Genomic DNA, 17,763 nt, shown 5'->3' on the forward strand with positions numbered 1-17,763 from the left:
TCGGGCGGCCGACCCCTGGCGCTTCCTTCAGCCACCGGCGAACAGGGCTCTCAGCCCCAGCGCTTCGCGAATTCGGCTCCCTCCAGCAGATCGCCGGTCCGCACGACGGGATCCTCGATCCCCATTGCCTCCATCACGTCCGGGACGAAGGCCACGTACTTCCCCCTTACCTTTGTGACACGGCAAGGGAATCGGCCCGCTCTCACCAGTCCAGATGCCTTTGACGCGTCAAGGTCGAGGAGAACTGCCACCTTCCGTAGTGGCATGGGCTCGGGGAACCACTGCGAAAGCCGCCTTGCGTGCGAGGTCACTGGGTTTCCTCCTCCGGCCCGGCGCATTCATCAGGCTCACCCTCGGACGCCTGGGGCGTATCCGAGACGAGGAACTCATCCAAGATCCCCAAGTGCTGCATCGTCGCACCCAAGCGTTCACCTCCGATTTGCTCCCGCAGCGAAGAATCCACCTCGGACACCACGTGGACGTCCGATTCGTTTCGGATGGGTGAGTAGTCGTCGCCATGGCGGCCTTCGCGGTCAACAAGGGTGTGTGGATCCGTCGTGCGCTCCGCCGTATTGGCCCGGGCCACCGCCCAACCGACGGCATGGGCGGCTCGCACGACCTCATTGCGTACGTCGTCACCCTCGGTCGCCAGAGCCAGTCCACACAACGCGCCGAACACCATGGCGGACCTCACGTCCGCCACGTCGACGCAGAGCCTCGTCGATACCTTCGCGGCTGACTTCCGCAAGTAGGGGACGACGAAGTACAACGCGAGCAACTGGCTGCGGCGAGCCAAGTCAGGAACGTCGCTGTGGGCGTCGCGCCCCACACATCGCCACAACGCATCACGCACAGAGCGGTCAGCAGCATCGCGTGCCGCCGCTTCCTTGGCCTCCGAGAGAGTGAGGTGCTCTCCCGCAGAGCAACTCTCCCCTGGCGCATGCGGGCAGATGAGCAGTCCACGATGGAGCTGCGAAACCTGTAGCTCCACCGACCTGAAGACGTCTGCCGAAGGCAGTAAGGACATCGAGCTCGCCTCCTGTCGTTCCTCCAATTGCAGGAGGCTCACCGCCATGAAGGATGGCTATCCGCACTCATCCCTGCATGCGCTGGCAAGGGTGAATGGTGCGAGATAGTCGAATGAAGCGGGATCGCCCTGGTCAGCCGGCACGGAGGGCCTCTTCGGTCGCTCTCCGGGTGCTTGCCGATCGTGACGAGACCGAACGTTTTCCCAGTGCGCGCGACGGTATCGGCTCGGACGGTCAACGCCAGGCCAGGCCGGCGGGCTCCGTGCGCTCACGTTGACGGCATGGATGACCTGATACGGCATGGCGAGGAGCCGCACCGTGATTGCTCCGGTCCTGTGATCTTGACGTAGGGAAGCCCAGCGTGCCCGGAGCCGCGCCAACTCCCGTTTCGGGTGGGGAAATCGGCGTAACGGCGGACTATTTTCTCGGGGGAATGGGAAGCCGACGAAATGCGGCGCAGCGGGGCGGGGAAAAGCGGGTGGTCGCCGATGATGCCGAGTGGTTATCGAATCGCAGGCGGAAGGGTGGTTTCGCCTACTCGGCCCCGGCAAACACGAAGACATGAACAACACCCACGAATCCATGCCCACAAACCACTCCTATGACGGTTATGGACACAACCGGCCCGGTCTCGGCGCAAATCGGGCTGCGCTGATCATCCACACGATCGGGGATGTGGCCGCCGGCTTCCTGGGCCTGTGGATACTGCTGTACCTGCTCGAAGCGAACCAGGGAAATGTCTTCGTCGAATTCGTCCATGGAGTGGCCGACGCGCTCGCTTGGTGGTCGCAGGACATCTTCACCATGGACGGCGAAGGGGTGCGGGTATTCCTCAATTACGGTCTGCCTGCGGGGCTTTACCTGCTGCTGGGGCATGGGATCGCCGCTCGGGTCCGTCGTATCTGACGGGTTTCCGTCCCCAAGTGGGCTTGAGGGGTCCGCGATCGGACCGAGCGGAGGCGGAAGCAGAGGCGGAAGCAGAGGCGACAGTCGAGGCGGATGCGGATGCGGATGCGGATGTGGATGCGGCTGGGTCGCGGGCCCCGGGGGGTGGGGCGGCTTCCCTCGGGGGAGCCGCTCGTTCGCGGTTTTCTGCTGCTGCCTAGCATGAGGGCGTGATGTCCAGCCGCCCGTTCGTTCCGCCACGGGCCGCCGCACGGCGGTGGCGTGTGTGGTGTGTGCTCGGGCTGTTGGCGGGGCTGCTGGGTATGCATGGACTCGGCGCTGCCGTTGCGGCGCCCTCGTTCGCGCACGAGCACGAGCACCGGATGACCACGGCAACCGTGGTGGCCACGGTCCAGGCCCACTGCCCCGGGGACGGTGACTGTGGTGGCACCGGACATATCCATCACGCGGACTCGACCTGTGCGTCCGCTGCGCTGCACGGACCGCCCGCGCCCCCGGCGCTGACTCCCTCGCTCGACTGCCCCGCACAGCCCGCCGCCGCGGCAGGCGTGGGCGCACCGAGCAAGCGGGACGGCGGACGGGCACCGCCCGATCTGGCCGAACTCCAACTCCTGCGGATCTAGGAACACCCCGACGGCACGCACGCCCCGCTCAAGGGCGCGGTGCCGCCGTTCGGCATGTTCCGATACCGCTGCTTTTTCCAGGAGTTCAGCCAGCCATGAGCAGGTCCAAGTACAACCGTTCGTTCTCGCGCCGCCTCGTCGTCGTGGCCACAACTGCCGCCTCCGCGGTGGTGCTGGCCGCCTGTGGCGGCAATGACAGCGGTAGCCACACTGCGCACCGCTCCCCGTCACCGTCCGCCTCTTCGCCCAGCGCCTCGGCCGGCGCGCACAATGCGGCCGATGTGGCGTTCGCGAAGGGGATGATTCCGCACCACCGGCAGGCCGTGGAGATGGCCGGCCTGGCCGCCGGCCGAGCCTCGTCGAGCCAGGTGAAAGAACTCGCCGCCAAGATCAAGCAAGCTCAGGACCCGGAGATCAAGACCATGTCCGGGTGGCTGACGGCCTGGGGCGAGCAGGTGCCGGAGGAGATGTCCGGCATGGATCACTCCGAGCACTCCGGCTCCTCCGGCCACTCCGGTATGCCTGGCATGGACCACTCGGGCATGCCGGGAATGATGAGCGCTGAGGAGATGGCCGCGCTGAAGAAGAAGTCTGGCAAGGACTTCGACACGGCCTTCATGGAGATGATGGTCGAGCATCACCGGGGCGCGGTGAAGATGGCGGGCACCGAGAAGGAGAAGGGTGCCTACGGCCCGGCGAAGACGCTGGCCGACGCCGTCATCAAGGCCCAGGAGGCGGAGATCGCGCGGATGAACAGGTTGCTGGGGAAGGGGTGAGCCGCCGGCCACTTCCGGTGCGGCAGCCGGTAGCCGTCAGTGCGGCAGTCGGTAGCGGCCAGCGGTAGGACGCAGCTGCCGGTGGTAGTCCGGAGCTGCCGGCGGTTACGGCAGCCGGCACCGGGCACCAGCCGTAGCCACCGGCAGGCCGTAAGCCGCCTGACCGTTGTCCGTGGGCCCTCCGTGCAGACGACGGGCCCACGGGCGGCGGTCAGGCATCGGCGGCGGAGTGCGGAGTCGGAGGCGGGGTCAGGGTCAGGGTCGGCACGACCGTCCACCCCGCTCCCTCAAGGAGAAGCCCCACCCGGCGGCACCCCACCCGGCGGCGCCCCTCCCGGCGGTGCCCCTCCCGGCGGTGCCCCCCGGAGCGTGGCCAGCCGGCGGCGGTACTCCTCTTCGTCGATCTCACCGCGTGCGTAGCGCTCCGCGAGGATCTGTTCGGCGTTCGGTCCGCCGCGGTGCGCCGGGGGCTCGCCGCGGGCGGGGGCCGAGTGGCCCAGGGCGCGGACGATCAGCAGAGCGATGACGAAGAGCAGCGCCAGGAACAGGAAGATGCTGATCGACATCGCGAGCCAGGCCCACCCGCCGCCATGGCGGCCGTACCAACACAACATCGCCCTCCACCTCCCGCGCGCCACGGGGTGCGGGCCCGGTGCCCGCAGGGGACCTCGGCTTCGTGCCCTTCCATGGTCCCTCCGTTCGGGGCGGGGAGCCATGGGTCCGTCGCGGAGGCGGGGGTCGCGGGAAGTCCGTCGGCCGGGGCGGTCGTCGTTCCTCGTCAGGCCCCTTTCTTCACATCATCTCGGCGTCCGTCCGCCGTGAGCGCTACGGTGCAATCCGTGCGCAGCGAGTACACGTTGCGTCACGGATCGACATGTCGTGGCTGCCTGGGCATGCCCGAGTGCCGCCGCGCGTCTGGGGGACTGCATGCACGAGATGACCAAAGGCTCCAATGTCGGCCTGACAGCCCTGAGCGACGACACCGGCTCCGTGATCGTGAGTCTGAGCTGGAGCAGCGCGGCGGGGGCGGGGGACGCCGATGTGTCCGTACTGCTGCTGGGCGGCAACGGCAAGGTGCGCAGTGATGCCGACTTCTTCTTCTACAACAACCCGGCCTCCCCCGACGGCAGTGTGCAGCTGCTGGGCAAGACACCGACCGGCAGTGGCAGCGAGGACCGCATCAGCCTCGATCTGACCGCGATGCCGCCCGAGGTGGACCGCGCGGTGCTGGCGGCCAGTCAGTACGGCGACGCCCGCTTCGGGGAGCTGGACGATCTGCGGCTGACGCTCGCCGATCGTGCGGGTGAGGCGCTGTTGGGCTACACCATCGCCGGGGCCACCACGGAGAGCGCGTTCCTGTTCGGTGAGCTCTACCGGCGGGGCGAGGAGTGGAAGTTCCGGGCCATCGGCCAGGGTTACGAGACCGGGCTGGCAGGGCTGGCCACGGACTTCGGTATCGACGTGGACGAGGGGAGCGAGGAGAGCGGCGAGAGCGACGGCCTGCCTGCGGAGGGGGCCGCGGTGGAGGCGTCCGCGGGCAAGGTGCTGCAAGCGCCGGCTGCCGCGCCGGGGGTGGCGCTGCCCGCGCAGGCGGCACGTGCGACGGCGCCGGACGGGGTCGCGGCGGCCCGCGGCCGGCGTCCGCGTACCGCCAAGAAGAAGGTCACGCTGCCCAAGGCGGAGAAGAAGTCGCTGGCCGAGAACGACAGTTGGCAGGCCGCACGGCTCTTTCCCGCGGGCTCACTGAAGAGCGACCGGGAGCGGGAGGGCCGGGCCACGTCCGTGCTGCTGTCGGTCATGGCCGAGGTTCCGGAGTTCGGCCGGCGGCTCACCGCTGCGTTCGGCGCGCCGGCCGGCCGGATGCAGACGTTCACCGAGGTCGCGCTGCCGCACGGGGACAGCCCCAAGCGGCCGGACGGGGTGATCCGGGTGGAGCGTGCGGGCAAGTTGTGGACCGCGCTGGTGGAGACGAAGACGAACGGGAATCCGCTGCGGTCCGAGCAGGTCCAGAACTACCTGGACATCGCGGCCCGTCGTGGCTACGAGGCGGTGATCACGCTCTCCAACGACGTGGCCCTGGAAGGCCGTCCGCTGGTGCAGGTCAAGACGGACGGGCGGCGTAAGCACAAGGTCGCGCTGTGGCATCTGTCGTGGGCCGAGGTCACCTACCAGGCGCAGACGCTGATCCGGCACGAGGGCGTCGGCAATGCCGCCCATGCCTGGCTCCTTCAGGAACTTCTGCACTACCTCCAGCACGAGAACTCCGGCTGCCACAGCTTTCAGAACATGGGCCCGGCCTGGGTTCCGGTGCGCAACGGCATCGATACGGAGACGCTCTGCCGGGGGGACGCCCGCGCGGTGGAGGTCGTGGAGAGCTGGGAGCGGCTCATCCGGCAGGTCTGCCTCCGGCTGGGCGGGGAACTCGGCCAGAAGGCGCTGCCGGTACAGCGCGGCAGGCGCGGCACCGATCCGCAGGACCGGCGGGCCGTGCTCGCCGACCGGCTGTGTGACGAGGGCCGGCTGTCCGCCGAATTGCGCGTCGAGGGTGCGCCCGGGGTGCTCGCCCTCGCCGCCGATCTGCGGACCGGCAAGCTCCGCACCTCCATCGACGTCCCGGCTCCTGAAGGCGGTTATCCGCTCACGTCCGCCAAGCGGCTGATCCGGCTCCTGGCCAAGGCGCCCGCGGACCTCCATGTCGAGACCCTCGTCGAGGGGGACAACGGCCCCCGCGGCACCCTGGAAAGGCTGCGCCCGGAACCGGCCGACATGCTGCCCAAGGGAGGGGACCTGATCACCGGTTTCCGGCTGTCGCTGTTCAAGGGCATGGGTGCCACGCGGGGCAGCGCCGCCTCCGGATTCATCCGTAGCGTCGATGAGGCCGTGGATCAGTTCTACGCGAGCGTGGTCGCTCATCTGCCGCCGCCCGAACGGCGGGCCGCCCGCGCTTCGGACGGGGTGGGCTGACCTCCGTTACGGGTTCCCCGGCCGCCGGCCCATAAGTCGTCAGCGGCCGGAGCCGCCCGGCGGCTCGGGTACCGACTCGCCCGCTTCCTCGTGTTGGACGGCTGCGTCCACTGCCTCGGAGGGCATCGCGAGCCGTACCGCGGTGTAGTGGATGGCCAGGCTGAAGACGATCACGATGACCAGGTCCCACCAGTCGGGGAGTGCGCCGGTGCCGCCGTAGCGGCCGAAGCGGGCGATGAGGATCATGCCGCCCAGCCAGGGCCATACCCACAGGGCGGAGCGGGCGCGCAGGCCGCTGCGTTCGGCCGCCGGGATGCCGCGGCGGGTGAGTGCGAGGAAGACGAAGCCGAGCAGGGCGGCGATACCGAGTTTCCAGTCCGCCTCGTAACCGGACCAGTAGAAGATCAAGTTGGCGAAGACGAAGCCGAGCGGGGCCATGACCGGTCCGGCGGGCAGCCGGTAGGGGCGGTTGCGGTCGCCGTCCCGGATGCGGAGGGCGTGCAGCGACACCGGGGCGAACGCGTACATGATCGCCGCTGCCGAGGTGACCAGGCCCACCAGGGCCTGCCAGCTGGGGAACGGCAGGAAGGCGAGCTCGCCGACCACGAAGGCGAGCAGGGTCGAGATGACGGGGACCCGGCTGCGGCCGACCTGGGTGAGCGGCTGGGGCAGCACCCGCTCGCGTCCCATGGCGTAGGAGAGGCGCGCGGCGCCCGCCATGTAGACGAGGCCGGTGCCTGCCGGGGAGATGACGGCGTCGACGTAGAGGATGGTCGCCAGCCAGCCGGCGCCGACGGCGGTGGCCAGGGTGGCGTAGGGGCCGAAGTTGCCCGCGCCTACGGGGTTGTCCCAGCTGCGGGCCAGGGCGCCGGGGTCCAGGGCGGCGATGAAGGCGATCTGGAGCAGGAGGTAGAGCGCGGTGCCGACGGCCATGGCCACGACCACCGCCCGGGAGATGTCGCGCTGGGGATTGCGGGCCTCCCCGGCCAGCTGGATGGCCTGCTCGAAGCCCAGCAGCGCGAACACCACTCCGGCGGGCAGGGCCGCGAAGACACCGTGCGCCCCGTGTGGGGCGAAGCCGCCGCCGGCGGTGAAGTTCGAGCTGTGGAAGGACAGCGTCATCAGGACGATGACGGTCAGCAGGGGTACGGCCGTCTTGAACACGGCGGTGACCGAGTTGATCCCGGCCATCAGCCGGACCCCGAGGACGTTGATGACCGTGAAGATCATCATGAAGACGGTGGCGATCACCAGGCCGGGGGTGGTGAGGGTGCCGTTGGGGTGCAGCATCTGCACCCGGTCGTGGATCCAGCCGATGCGGTCCAGGTAGGAGAGCGTGGCCTCGACCTCGATGGGGGAGATCAGCACCGAGCGCAGCCAGGACATCCAGCCCGCGGTGAAGCCGGTCAGCGGGCCGAAGGCGAAGAACGGGAACCGGGCGGTGCCGCCCGCGATCGGGTAGGTGGCGCCCAGCTCCGCGTGGGCCAGCGCGAGCACCGCGAGCATCGCCGAGGCGAGCACCCAGGAGACCAGCGAGGCCGGGCCGGCGATGACGGCGGTGGTGAGCGCGCCCAGCAGCCAGCCGGAGCCGATGATCGACCCCAGGGAGAGGAACATCAGCCCCCAGAATCCGACCGCCCGGCGCAGATGACGGCCACCGCCCGCGCTCTCGCTCCCCGCTACGGCTGCCTTGCTCACGCGCGCTCCTGGTTGACCGGGCCGGCTTCGTCCTGGGACGCGGGCCTCGCGCTGCCGGCGCGCGGCGCGTCGCCCGTATACGGAGAGTAAACGCGTAGTGGCGCGTCAGGTTCCGGTTTGGGCGGCGAGTTCCCTCGTCGGGCCGTGTGGGCCGGTGCCGGGTGGGTGGGCGCTGTGGGCGGTTACGGGGCCGGGCCGGCGCTCGTCCGGTGTGCGGCGCGGGGCGTGAGCGAAGCCTCGGCGGTTACGGGCGCGGTCCGCTCCTGGTTACCGCCAGTGACTGCCTGAGGGGTGGGCGAGGGGGTGCGGGGAGCCGTTGTGAGGCGGTGGGTGGGCGTGGAACAGGGTGGCGTAGAGGCCGTGGTGGGCGAGGAGTTGGGTGTGGGTGCCCGACTCCATCAGGCGGCCCTCGTCCAGGACCAGGATGCGGTCGGCGTCCGTGGCGAGGTCCAGGTCGTGCGTGATCACGATGGTGGTGCGGCCCTCGGCGAGGCGCCGCAGGGGCCCGAGGATGCGCTGGGTGGCGAGGACGTCCAGGCCGGTGGTGGGCTCGTCGAGGACGAGAACGGGGGCGTCGCGCAGCATGGCCCGCGCGATGGCGACGCGCTGGAGCTGGCCGCCGGAGAGCCGGGAGGTGCCGGGCGCGATGACGGTCTCGTAGCCGTCGGGGAGGGCCGCGATGAACACCTCGGCGTCGGCCGCGCGGGCGGCCCGGACGACATCGCCGTGGGTCACGTCGTCCCGCCCGCAGGCGATGTTCTCCTCCACGGTGTCGTGCAGGACGAGGGTCTCCTGGGGCAGCAGGGTGATGTTGCGGCGGAGCCGGTCGAGCGGCATCCGGTTCACGGGGATGCCGTCGAGCCGGATGCTGCCGGCGTCCGGGTCGTAGAACCGCAGCAGCAGGGCCGCGAGCGTCGACTTGCCGGCGCCGCTGGGCCCGGTGATCACCACCAGCTCCCCGGGCACCGCGCTGAACGAGAAGTCCTGGAGGACCTCGCTCTCGCCGCCGGGATAGCGGAAGTGCACCCGGCAGGCTTCCACCGCGCCGACCGCGCGGCTCGGCGCCGGGACGACGGTGGCGGGGTCCGGGTCGGTGACGGCGGGGCGGGCGTCGAGGATCTCCAGCAGCCGCTCGGACCCGGCGGTCGCCTCGGTGACCGTCAGCCCCAGCTGGCCGAGGTCACGGATCGGCGGGTAGAGGTAGCCGACGAAGGCGGCGAAGGCCAGCAGCTCCCCGAGGGTCATCCGCCCCGCGGAGATCTCCCAGGCGCCGAGGCCGATGATCGCCAGGACGCAGAGTGTTTCGAGGACCTCGACGATCTGCTCGTACAGCTCGTTGAGGCGGGCGCTGGTCACCGACGCCCGCAGCCAGCTGCGGGCCTCGCGGCGGAGCCGTTCCTGCTCGTCGTGCTGCCGGTTGTAGGCCTGGGTCAGGACGACATTGACCAGCCCTTCCTCGACCACCGAGGTGATGGCGCCGTCGGCCGCGCGCTCCCGGCGGGAGACCTCCTTGACCCGGCCGGTGAAACGGCGGGTGGCGATCCAGAAGAGCGGGGCCAGGGCGAAGGTGACCAGGGCCATGTCCCAGCGGAGCCAGAACGCGGCACCGGCGTAGAAGATGACGCCGAATATCGCCGTGGCCGCCTGGACCAGGCCGGTGACCACCAGCGCTTCGATGGCGTCCACGTCGCCGGTCATCCGCTCGACCAGGTCACCGCGGCGATTGCGCTGGAAGAAGTGCGGCGGCAGCTTCTGGAGGTGGGCGAAGACGCGGGCCCGTAGCCGCATCACGAAGCGCTCGGCCGTCCATGCGGCGAGCGAGTTGCCCAGATACCCCACCACCCCGCCGGCCACGGCCACGCCCAGCCACAGGCCGGCCGGTGCCCAGAAGGCGCTGACCGAGCCCTTCTGAAGAGCGTTGTCGGTGAGTTCGGCGAAGACCAGGATGGCCACGGTCTCCGCGAACGCGGCCAGGATGGCGCTCAGACAGACCAGGAGGATCCAGCGCCGGTCGCCCCGGGTCAGCGGCCAGAAGCGCCGCACGGATTCCTTGAACCCCACCCGCCTGGTGCGGATCGGGGCAGCCGCCACGAGGCCGCTCCCCAGGACCCGGTCCGCACCGGACTCCAGGGGCGGCTGTGCCGCTGCCCGCGGTGCGGCCGCAGTGAGGGCGGACGCGTCACCGTCCTGCTTCGACACGGACGAACCCTGTCCCACAGACGGTGGCTCCGTGCCCTGTTGAGGCGACGCTGCACGGCGCTCCAGGCGCCGGCGTGAGCTGCGAAGGTGCATGGTCGCTACGTCATATCGTCGCTGCTCGGGCGGTTGACCGGGACCGGAAGGGGCCCCTCACACCAACGAGGCGGACCCGCGCGGTACGCGAGCCTGCCTCGGACTCAGGTTTTCGAGTCAGTGGTGACGACGCCTGCGCAGATACCTGCGTCCACGCCTCCTGCGGCGCCGACGGCGGCCGTGGTCGTGGTCGTAATCGTCGTCGTGCCTACGCCTTCTAGGGAAGACATTCCGGAAGCTCATTCTCGCCTCCTAGGATTTTGTTCCTTGTTGGTCGAACCGTTACCGGTACGACAACTCCCAAGCTACGACGCTCACCTGTCTCCAACAAGGCGATTTGCGTGAAAATTCAGACATAAGCCATGATTCTTAGCAAACATGGCAAAGCGTGCCGAATCGTCACTCTCCGGATACCGTGGGAAAGGAGAGCGCGAGGCCGGTCCGGGCGCCCTTGCGGCGGCCCCATGGAGCCCGCCCGAGCGCCGCTGAACCGGCACCGTCGCCGTCGGTCAGGTCGCGCTGAGCGCCACCGTCGGATGCAGCCGGGAGGCCCGTACGGCCGGATAGAGACCGGCGATGACCCCGATCACGAGCGTGGCGCCCAAACCGCCGGCCAGGGACCAGGGCGGTACGACGGTGGTCCACCCCTGCGCACGGGCGAAGGCGAACGTGGCGGCGGCGCCGAGGGCCGCGCCCGCCAGGCCGCCGAGCGCCGACAACAGCAGTGACTCGGTGAGGAATTGAATCCGGATCGAGCCGCGCGTCGCGCCCAGTGCACGGCGCAGCCCGATCTCCTGACGGCGCTCCAGCACCGAGATCACCATGGTGTTGGCCACGCCCACCCCGCCGACGAGCAGCGCCACCGCGCCCAGGCCGAGCATCAGTGACGTCAGCCCCTCATCGGTGGCGGCCTTGGCCGCGAGGGCGTCGGAGGGACGGGAGACCTTCACCGAGCCCTCGTCACCCGGGTTGACGGTACGGGCCAGCACCCCCTGGACCGCCTCCACCGAGGCGTCCGTGGAGCGCTCGAAGAGCATGGTGGGGTGGCCGTCGAATCCCAAGTAGCGCTCGGCGGAGGGGTATCCGACCAGCGCCGTACGGTCCAGATTCGGCACCAGCTCGATGGGCGCGAGGATGCCGGTGACGACGTACCAGCGGTCGCCCAGCAGGATCTTGCCGCCGGGCCCGGAGATGCCGAGGCGGTCGGCGGCGACCGAGCCCAGCACGACGGTGGGCAGTCGCTCACTGGCGCGGTTCAGCCAACTGCCCTGGCCGACACGGGCGTTGAGCGCGTCGAGCAGGTCGGTGCGGGCGGCTTGGACGGTGATGCCGGCCGCCATCTCCTCCGGCACGGCGTCGCTGCGCCGCACCCGGGCGTTGACCGCGCCGGTGGCGGTGGCGTGCTGGACCGGGCCGATCCGCTCGACCATCGACACCGCGTTCTTGGGGAGTTTGACGGTTCCGCCCATGGGGTTCTCACCCGCCTCGGCGGTGAGCAGATTGGTGCCGAGCCGGTCGAGCCGGTTCATGAGGTCGGCGCGGCTGGAGGTGGACAGCCCGATGACCGCGACCATCGTGGCGATGCCGATCGCGATGCCGAGGGCGGACAGCACGACCCGGGTGCGCCGGCTGCGCAGGCCCTCGGCGCCGACCCGCAGCACATCGGCCGGGGAGAGCCGGGCCGGGCGGAGTGCGGGGCCGCTCATCGGGTCACCTCCTCGGTGGGCTCCACGGGGGAGCCGGGTGCGGCCGGGGCGGCACCGGAGTCGTCGACGATCTCGCCGTCGCGGAAGCGGATCCGGCGGGGCAGCGCGTCGGCGATCTCGTTGTCGTGGGTGATGACGCAGACCGTCGTCCCGGCCGCGTGCAGCTCGCGGATGAGGTTCATGACCATGGCGCCGGAGGCGGTGTCCAGCGCGCCGGTCGGTTCGTCGGCGAGCAGCAGGTCGGGGTCGCCGACCAGTGCGCGGGCGATGGCCACCCGCTGCTTCTCGCCGCCCGAGAGCTGGTGGGCGAGGTGGTCGATACGGTGCCCGAGCCCCACTTCCTCCAGGGCCGTACGGGCCCGCGCGCGGCGCTCCCGCAGCCCCGTCCCGCCGTACAGCAGACCGTCGGCGACGTTGTCCTGGGCGCTGCGGCCGGGGGCGAGGTGGAAGTGCTGGAAGACGAAGCCGATGTGCCGGGCGCGCAGCGCGGAGAGCTGGGCGTCGGACAGCTTGCTCACGTCGTACCCGGCCACCCGGACCTCGCCCGAGGTGGCCCGGTCGAGGGTGCCCAGGAGGTTGAGCAGGGTGGATTTGCCGGAGCCGGACGGGCCGACGATGGCGGTCAGTTCGCCCTGCTCCACCCGCAGGTCCACACCCCGCAGGGCGTGCACCCCACCCGGGTACGACTTGGTGGCCGCCCGCAGTTCGATCACTGCTTCGGTCATTGCTCGGCCGCTCCGACCTTCATGCCCTCGGCCAGGCCGGCGCCGCTGACCTCGATCCGGCCGTCGGCCGTCAGACCGGTCTCGACCGCCACCATGTGGGTCCGGGAACCCTGGACCAGCTCCAGCCCGTAGCCGCCCTCGCGCAGCGCGACGACCGCCTCGACCGGAACCGTCAGCACGTTCTTACGGCTTTCACTGACGAACTTCACGCTGAGGGTGCCCTGCCGGTCCTTCTCCTGGAGCTCGGCGCCGTCGTCGAGCGTGATCTCCACGTGGAGGCCGTCCCCGGACGGGCCCCCGCCGCCCGCGGCCCCGCCCTCGGCGGGACCGGAGTCCTCCGGGGCCGCCACGCCGCTGACCTTGCCGCGCCGGGTGCCTCCGCTGGGCAGGGCGATCTCCACCTTGGTGCCCTTGGCGGCCAGCGCACCGTCGGCCGCGTCGAGCTCGGCCCGTACGACCGGCTTGGTGGAGGCGACGGTGAGGACCTTGCTGTCCGGACCGACACTGTCGGCGAGGGCGGCGTCGGCGGACACCACCCGCACCGGGCCGCGCTGGAAGACGACATCGCCCTGGCCGACCTCGCCGTTGGAGGTCATGTCGAGGGACTTCTGCCACTGCTTGACGGCGGCCTTGGTCGCCTCGTCAAAGCGGACGTCCACATACAGGCCCGCCCCGAAGCCCAGATCGCGGAGGTTGCGCTCCAGTTGGAGGACGTCCGGGCCGCGGGCGCCGGCCTTCATCGTGCGGAACATCGGTGTCGCACCGTAGAGGAGGGTCACCGGCCGGGCGTCTCGCTCGTACAGGCGCTGCCCGAGCGACACGGTCTTCCCCGCTTCGGCGGCCTTGGTGACCGTGCCCTCCACCGGGGACTTCACCGCCCGGCGCTGCGCGTAATCCAGCCGCCCGTCGGCGGTCTTGCTCTGCACGAGGTCGGTCCGGGTGATCTCGGTTGTGGTGGGCGGCCCCTTCGGCTTTCCGGCCGAGGCGTCCTCCCCGGGGCCGGTGAGGAGCATGACACCGGCGGTCGCCGCGGTCGCGGTGACCGCGGCTGCCAGGGCGACGAGGCCCCGGCGGCGCTTTCGTGCAGAACTCACTGCCTGCCGTCCAGTCCGTCGAGGAGCTTGTCCTTGCATGCCTGTACGGCCTGCTTGTAGGCGGGCGAGTCCTGCGCGATCTCGGGCGAGGTGGGGTTCGGGTCACCACCGGGGATGACACTGCCGTCCTGCAACTGCGGGTTGGTGAACTTCGATACGCCATGGGCGCGCATGCACTTGGCGTGCGCGAGCATCGACTCGTAGTCCTTCTGCGTGTCGCGGGGCGGCTCCAGACTCATGGCCTTCTGCATCTCGTTCTTGCAAGCACCGCCCCGGCCGGCCTTGGCGACGTCGTTGCCCATCTCGTCCTGGAGTTTGTTGATCTTCGTCCAGTCGAGATAGCCGCTCAGCTTGGGGTCGGGGTAGTCCTTGGTGATCTTCTCGCGCATGCACTGGACGAACTTCATCTGTGCGTCGTAGAAGGCGCTCTTGCCCTTGGCCGGACCGGCCTGGGACGAGTCGGCGCTGTCCTTGGTGCGGTCGGTCGAGGGCGCGTTGCTGACGGAGGCGACCCCGCCGTCGGACGACTCGGCAGCGCCGCCGCAGGCCGTGGTCAGAGCGAGAGCGGGTACGGCGATCAGCAGCGCGAGGCGCGCGCCACGGGAGCCGGAGCGGGAACGCAAGGGGGAGCGCAAGGGGGAGCAAGTCTTCTGCGTCATGCCGCCAATCTCAGGGCCGGAATTGGTGGCCGCTCCATGGCCGCATGATGAGAACGTAACAATGCCGCCGGTCCGCATTCTCGCCCTGTGGATAACTCCTGAGCTGCACAAACCCTCGCCCATAATCGTCGGCATGCCGCATGTGCTGTTGATCGAGGACGACACGTCCGTCCGGGACGGAATGGAGCTGGTGCTGCGCCGGCACGGCCACGAGGTCGACGCCGTCGCCTCCGGCGAGGCAGGCATGGAGCTGCTGTCCCGCCCGGGCGGCGGCGGCATCGAGATCGCGGTGGTCGACCTGATGCTGCCCGGTATCGACGGCTTCGAGGTCTGCCGCCGCATCCGCGGCCGGGGCCAGCTGCCGATCATCATGCTCACCTCCCGCGGTGACGATCTGGACGTGGTCAGCGGGCTGGAGGCGGGCGCCGACGACTATGTGGTCAAGCCGATCACCGGCCGGGTGCTGGAGGCCCGTATCCGGGCGGCCCTGCGCCGGGCCGGACCGGTGACGCGTACGGACAGCGACGACTTCGCCGGACTCGTCATCGACCGGGCCGGTCTGACCGTCACCAAGCGCGGCACCGCCATCCCCCTCCCGCCCACCGAACTACGGCTGCTGCTGGAGCTGTCGGCCGCCCCCGGCCGGGTCTTCAGCCGGGAGCAGCTCCTCGAACTCGTCTGGGAGCACGACTTCCTGGGCGACTCCCGGCTGGTGGACGCGGCGGTCGGACGGCTGCGCGCCAAGCTGGAGGACCTCCCCGCCAAGCCGCGCTACATCCAGACGGTGCGTGGCTTCGGCTATCGCTTCGGGCCGCTGTGAGCGCGCCATGAGCAGCACGGAAGAGAGCACGGAAGAGAGCGCGGAAGGGACCACGGCGAAGTCCGCTCCGCCGTTGGCCGCGAAGGCCGGACTGCGGGCCCGTATACGGCTGCCGCGTCTCGACGGGCTCCGTGGCCGGCTGATCATCACCGTCGTCGTGGTCGCCCTGATCAGCTCGGTCACCGCCACCGCACTGGCGTACCGGGAATCGCGCGACGCGGTCCTCAAGCGGGCGCAGAACGCCGCCGTCGAGGACTTCCGCAACCGCGTCGACAGCCTTGCGGCGGATCTCGATGTCCCGACCGATCCCCGCTCCATGGCCCGGTTCGCCACCGACGTCTCGTCCGGCCTGCGGGGCGCGCTGGTCGTCGCCCAGTACCGCGACTACACCGCCTCTTCCGACCCGTCCGCGGACCGCAGCCGGATCACCGCCGAGCTGCGCGCGACCGTGCGCACCCGCACCCAGGTCTCGCTCCAGCGGGTCGAGCACGGCGGGAAGCCCTGGCTGGCCCTGGGTGCCCCGGTCCTTCTGGACTCCGCGGGCCGTGACCGCAGCTCCGGGCAGCCCTCCGGGGTCGAGATATTCGCGGTGGTCTCCTTGGCGGACGAGGAGCGCGACACCGCCGAGTTGGTGCGCAGTGTGCAGCGCGGTCTGTTGCCCGTGGTGCTGCTGGCCGCCGTCCTGGCGCTCCTCGCGGCCCGTACGGTGCTGCGCCCGGTACGCAAACTGGCGCGGGCCACCCGCCGGCTGGCCACCGGCGAGCTGAGCATCCGGGTCGAGGAGAGGGGCCGCGACGAACTGGCCGAACTCGCCCACACCTTCAACGAAACGGCGGGCGCGCTGGAGGACAGCGTCAGCGAACTGCGCGCCCAGGAGGCCCTGGCCCGCCGTTTCGTCGCCGATGTCTCCCATGAGCTGCGCACCCCGCTCGCGGCCATGACCATCGTCTCCAGCGTCCTGGAGGAGGACGCCGACCAGCTCACCCCCGACACCGCACACGCGGCCCGCACGGTCAGCGCCGAAACCGCCAAGCTGACCCGGCTCGTCGACGACCTCATCGAGATATCCCGCTTCGATGCCCGCGCCGTGGCGCTCACGGTGCACTCCGTGGACATGGCCGAGGCGGTGCGCGCCACGCTCGCCGCACGCGGCTGGACCGACCGGGTCGAAGCCGATCTCCCGCCGGGCATACGGGCCCGGCTCGACCGCCGCCGGCTCGACGTGATCGTCGCCAATCTCGTCGGCAACGCCCTCCGGCACGGTGCGCCACCGGTGACGGTCACCGTACGGGCGGCGGACGACCGGCTCACCGTCACGGTCGCCGACCACGGCCCGGGGATGACTCCCGAAGTCGCCCGCCATGTCTTCGACCGCTTCTACAAGGCCGACAGTGCCCGCAGCCGCTCCGAGGGCAGCGGCCTGGGCATGGCCATCGCCCTGGAGAACGCCCGCCTGCACGGCGGCACCATCGAACTCGAGCCCCCGGCGCCGGGCGTCGGCGCCGTCTTCACCCTCCAGATGCCCCTCCGTACGGAATCCGCCTCATGACGCGTCCCCGCACCGCCCTCACCTGCTGTGTGCTCGCCCTCGTCGCCACGGGCTGCGGTATCCGCCCCACCGGCGTCACGGCCGGCGGCACCGCGCCCTCCGGGATCTCGAAGGACATGCGGATCTACTTCGCTTCCGACAGCGGACTGCGGGGGGTGTCCCGGCCCGGCAAAAAGGTCAGGGATTTCAACGCCGCCTACCGACTGCTGCTCGACGGGCCGACCCGGGAAGAGCAGTTCAACGGCCTGGCCAATCTCGTCGCCCCCGAAAAGTGGCTCCGCGTCACCTCCCACGACGGCAGTGTCACCATCAGCATTCCGCACTCCACCGCCGACGCCCCCCAGGACCAGAGCACCGGCCAGTTGGTCTGCACCTTCGCCCGTGCCGAGGTCCTCCTCCACGGCACCCGCCCGGACAAGGTCCAGGTGACCATCGTGATCGGCGGGGAGCGCGCCGGGCCGTACCAGTGCCAGCAGTTCCTGTCGCACTGAGCGCCTGACTGCCGCCCGGACTGTTCGCGTCGGCGACGGTGGCGCTCCGGGTCTCGCTCGGGTTCCCGCTTCAGGTCTCGCTCCATGTCTCGTTCCGGCTGATCGGCACTGACCGGCGGCGCCCGCCACAAGAAAACTCGCGGCCCGTCTCAGGACCACAAGGCCCGTCGCAGCACCGAACCGCCCACCTCAACACCGAACCGCCCGCCTCAGCACCGCTTGGTGCGCATCAGGACCGCTTCGTGCGCATCAGGAACAGCCCCACCGCCGACCCGATCACCACGACCCCGCTGCCGACGCTGACCAGCACCTGCTGCACCCCGTCGAAGGCGAAGCTGGTGGCGACATTGAAGAGGAGGGCGAGCACGAGCACGCACCAGAGCAGGGCCTTCATGGGAGTTCTTCCTTCCGGAGGGTCACCCGCCGCACCGG

At 70.4% G+C, this 17,763-nt stretch carries 16 protein-coding genes; 7 read left to right on the forward strand and 9 right to left on the reverse strand.

Annotated elements, in window-relative coordinates:
* Positions 1–307 precede the first annotated feature (307 nt).
* Positions 308–1,075, reverse strand: a complete 768-nt coding sequence (locus TU31_RS39565; protein WP_245698438.1) for a hypothetical protein — start codon at positions 1,073–1,075, stop codon at positions 308–310.
* Between the two features lie 514 nt (positions 1,076–1,589).
* Here TU31_RS39565 and TU31_RS06575 point away from each other — a divergent pair.
* From TU31_RS06575 to TU31_RS06585, 3 genes are all read left to right on the forward strand, one after another.
* Entirely contained in the window at positions 1,590–1,934 is a 345-nt protein-coding gene (locus tag TU31_RS06575; protein ID WP_042150620.1) for a hypothetical protein, read from the forward strand.
* A 212-nt stretch (positions 1,935–2,146) separates the two neighbouring features.
* Positions 2,147–2,557: a DUF6153 family protein gene (locus TU31_RS06580; protein WP_042150621.1), complete on the forward strand. Its 411-nt coding sequence runs from the start codon at positions 2,147–2,149 to the stop codon at positions 2,555–2,557.
* Positions 2,558–2,652: 95 nt separating this feature from the next.
* The gene (locus tag TU31_RS06585; RefSeq protein WP_042150623.1) at positions 2,653–3,333 is read left to right on the forward strand and encodes a DUF305 domain-containing protein; all 681 of its coding nucleotides are present in this window, start codon (positions 2,653–2,655) and stop codon (positions 3,331–3,333) included.
* Between the two features lie 287 nt (positions 3,334–3,620).
* Here TU31_RS06585 and TU31_RS06590 read toward each other — a convergent pair whose 3' ends face one another.
* Entirely contained in the window at positions 3,621–3,947 is a 327-nt protein-coding gene (locus tag TU31_RS06590; protein WP_042150625.1) for an SHOCT domain-containing protein, read from the reverse strand.
* A gap of 313 nt (positions 3,948–4,260) precedes the next feature.
* On the opposite strand from TU31_RS06590, the gene TU31_RS06595 reads away from it, so the two are divergent.
* A complete protein-coding gene (locus tag TU31_RS06595) occupies positions 4,261–6,297 on the forward strand; it encodes a TerD family protein (protein WP_181018555.1) in 2,037 nt (678 codons plus the stop codon).
* 39 nt (positions 6,298–6,336) lie between these two features.
* Here the strand turns inward: TU31_RS06595 and TU31_RS06600 are convergent, their stop codons facing one another.
* From TU31_RS06600 to TU31_RS06625, 6 genes are all read right to left on the reverse strand, one after another.
* A complete protein-coding gene (locus TU31_RS06600) occupies positions 6,337–7,995 on the reverse strand; it encodes an APC family permease (protein ID WP_042150627.1) in 1,659 nt (552 codons plus the stop codon).
* 267 nt (positions 7,996–8,262) lie between these two features.
* Positions 8,263–10,194, reverse strand: a complete 1,932-nt coding sequence (locus TU31_RS06605) for an ABC transporter ATP-binding protein (RefSeq protein WP_370682705.1) — start codon at positions 10,192–10,194, stop codon at positions 8,263–8,265.
* A gap of 602 nt (positions 10,195–10,796) precedes the next feature.
* The gene (locus tag TU31_RS06610) at positions 10,797–11,993 is read right to left on the reverse strand and encodes an ABC transporter permease (protein ID WP_042150628.1); all 1,197 of its coding nucleotides are present in this window, start codon (positions 11,991–11,993) and stop codon (positions 10,797–10,799) included.
* Positions 11,990–12,718, reverse strand: coding sequence for an ABC transporter ATP-binding protein (locus TU31_RS06615; protein ID WP_042150630.1), 729 nt, complete (start codon positions 12,716–12,718; stop codon positions 11,990–11,992). The genes TU31_RS06610 and TU31_RS06615 overlap by 4 nt, the downstream gene beginning before the upstream one ends.
* Positions 12,715–13,812 (reverse strand): peptidoglycan-binding protein, encoded by a 1,098-nt coding sequence (locus tag TU31_RS06620; RefSeq protein WP_245698439.1) that lies wholly within the window; start codon positions 13,810–13,812, stop codon positions 12,715–12,717. The genes TU31_RS06615 and TU31_RS06620 overlap by 4 nt, the downstream gene beginning before the upstream one ends.
* On the reverse strand, positions 13,809–14,471 hold the full coding sequence (locus tag TU31_RS06625; RefSeq protein WP_042150633.1) for a hypothetical protein: 663 nt from the start codon (positions 14,469–14,471) through the stop codon (positions 13,809–13,811). Before TU31_RS06625 ends, TU31_RS06620 begins: the two co-directional genes overlap by 4 nt.
* Before the next feature lie 133 nt (positions 14,472–14,604).
* Between TU31_RS06625 and TU31_RS06630 the strand changes: the two genes are divergently transcribed.
* Genes TU31_RS06630 through TU31_RS06640 form a run of 3 tightly spaced genes read left to right on the forward strand, consistent with a single transcriptional unit; the run spans position 14,605 to position 17,331 of the window.
* A complete protein-coding gene (locus TU31_RS06630; protein ID WP_042150635.1) occupies positions 14,605–15,291 on the forward strand; it encodes a winged helix-turn-helix domain-containing protein in 687 nt (228 codons plus the stop codon).
* Positions 15,292–15,298: 7 nt separating this feature from the next.
* On the forward strand, positions 15,299–16,840 hold the full coding sequence (locus tag TU31_RS06635) for an ATP-binding protein (RefSeq protein WP_078885588.1): 1,542 nt from the start codon (positions 15,299–15,301) through the stop codon (positions 16,838–16,840).
* On the forward strand, positions 16,837–17,331 hold the full coding sequence (locus tag TU31_RS06640) for a hypothetical protein (protein WP_042150638.1): 495 nt from the start codon (positions 16,837–16,839) through the stop codon (positions 17,329–17,331). Before TU31_RS06635 ends, TU31_RS06640 begins: the two co-directional genes overlap by 4 nt.
* Positions 17,332–17,560: 229 nt before the next feature.
* On the opposite strand, the gene TU31_RS39050 is transcribed toward TU31_RS06640, so the two are convergent.
* Positions 17,561–17,725, reverse strand: a complete 165-nt coding sequence (locus tag TU31_RS39050) for a hypothetical protein (RefSeq protein ID WP_181018556.1) — start codon at positions 17,723–17,725, stop codon at positions 17,561–17,563.
* Positions 17,726–17,763 lie beyond the last annotated feature (38 nt).

The organism is Streptomyces lydicamycinicus, from assembly GCF_000829715.2.
GTDB classification, from domain to species: domain Bacteria; phylum Actinomycetota; class Actinomycetes; order Streptomycetales; family Streptomycetaceae; genus Streptomyces; species Streptomyces lydicamycinicus.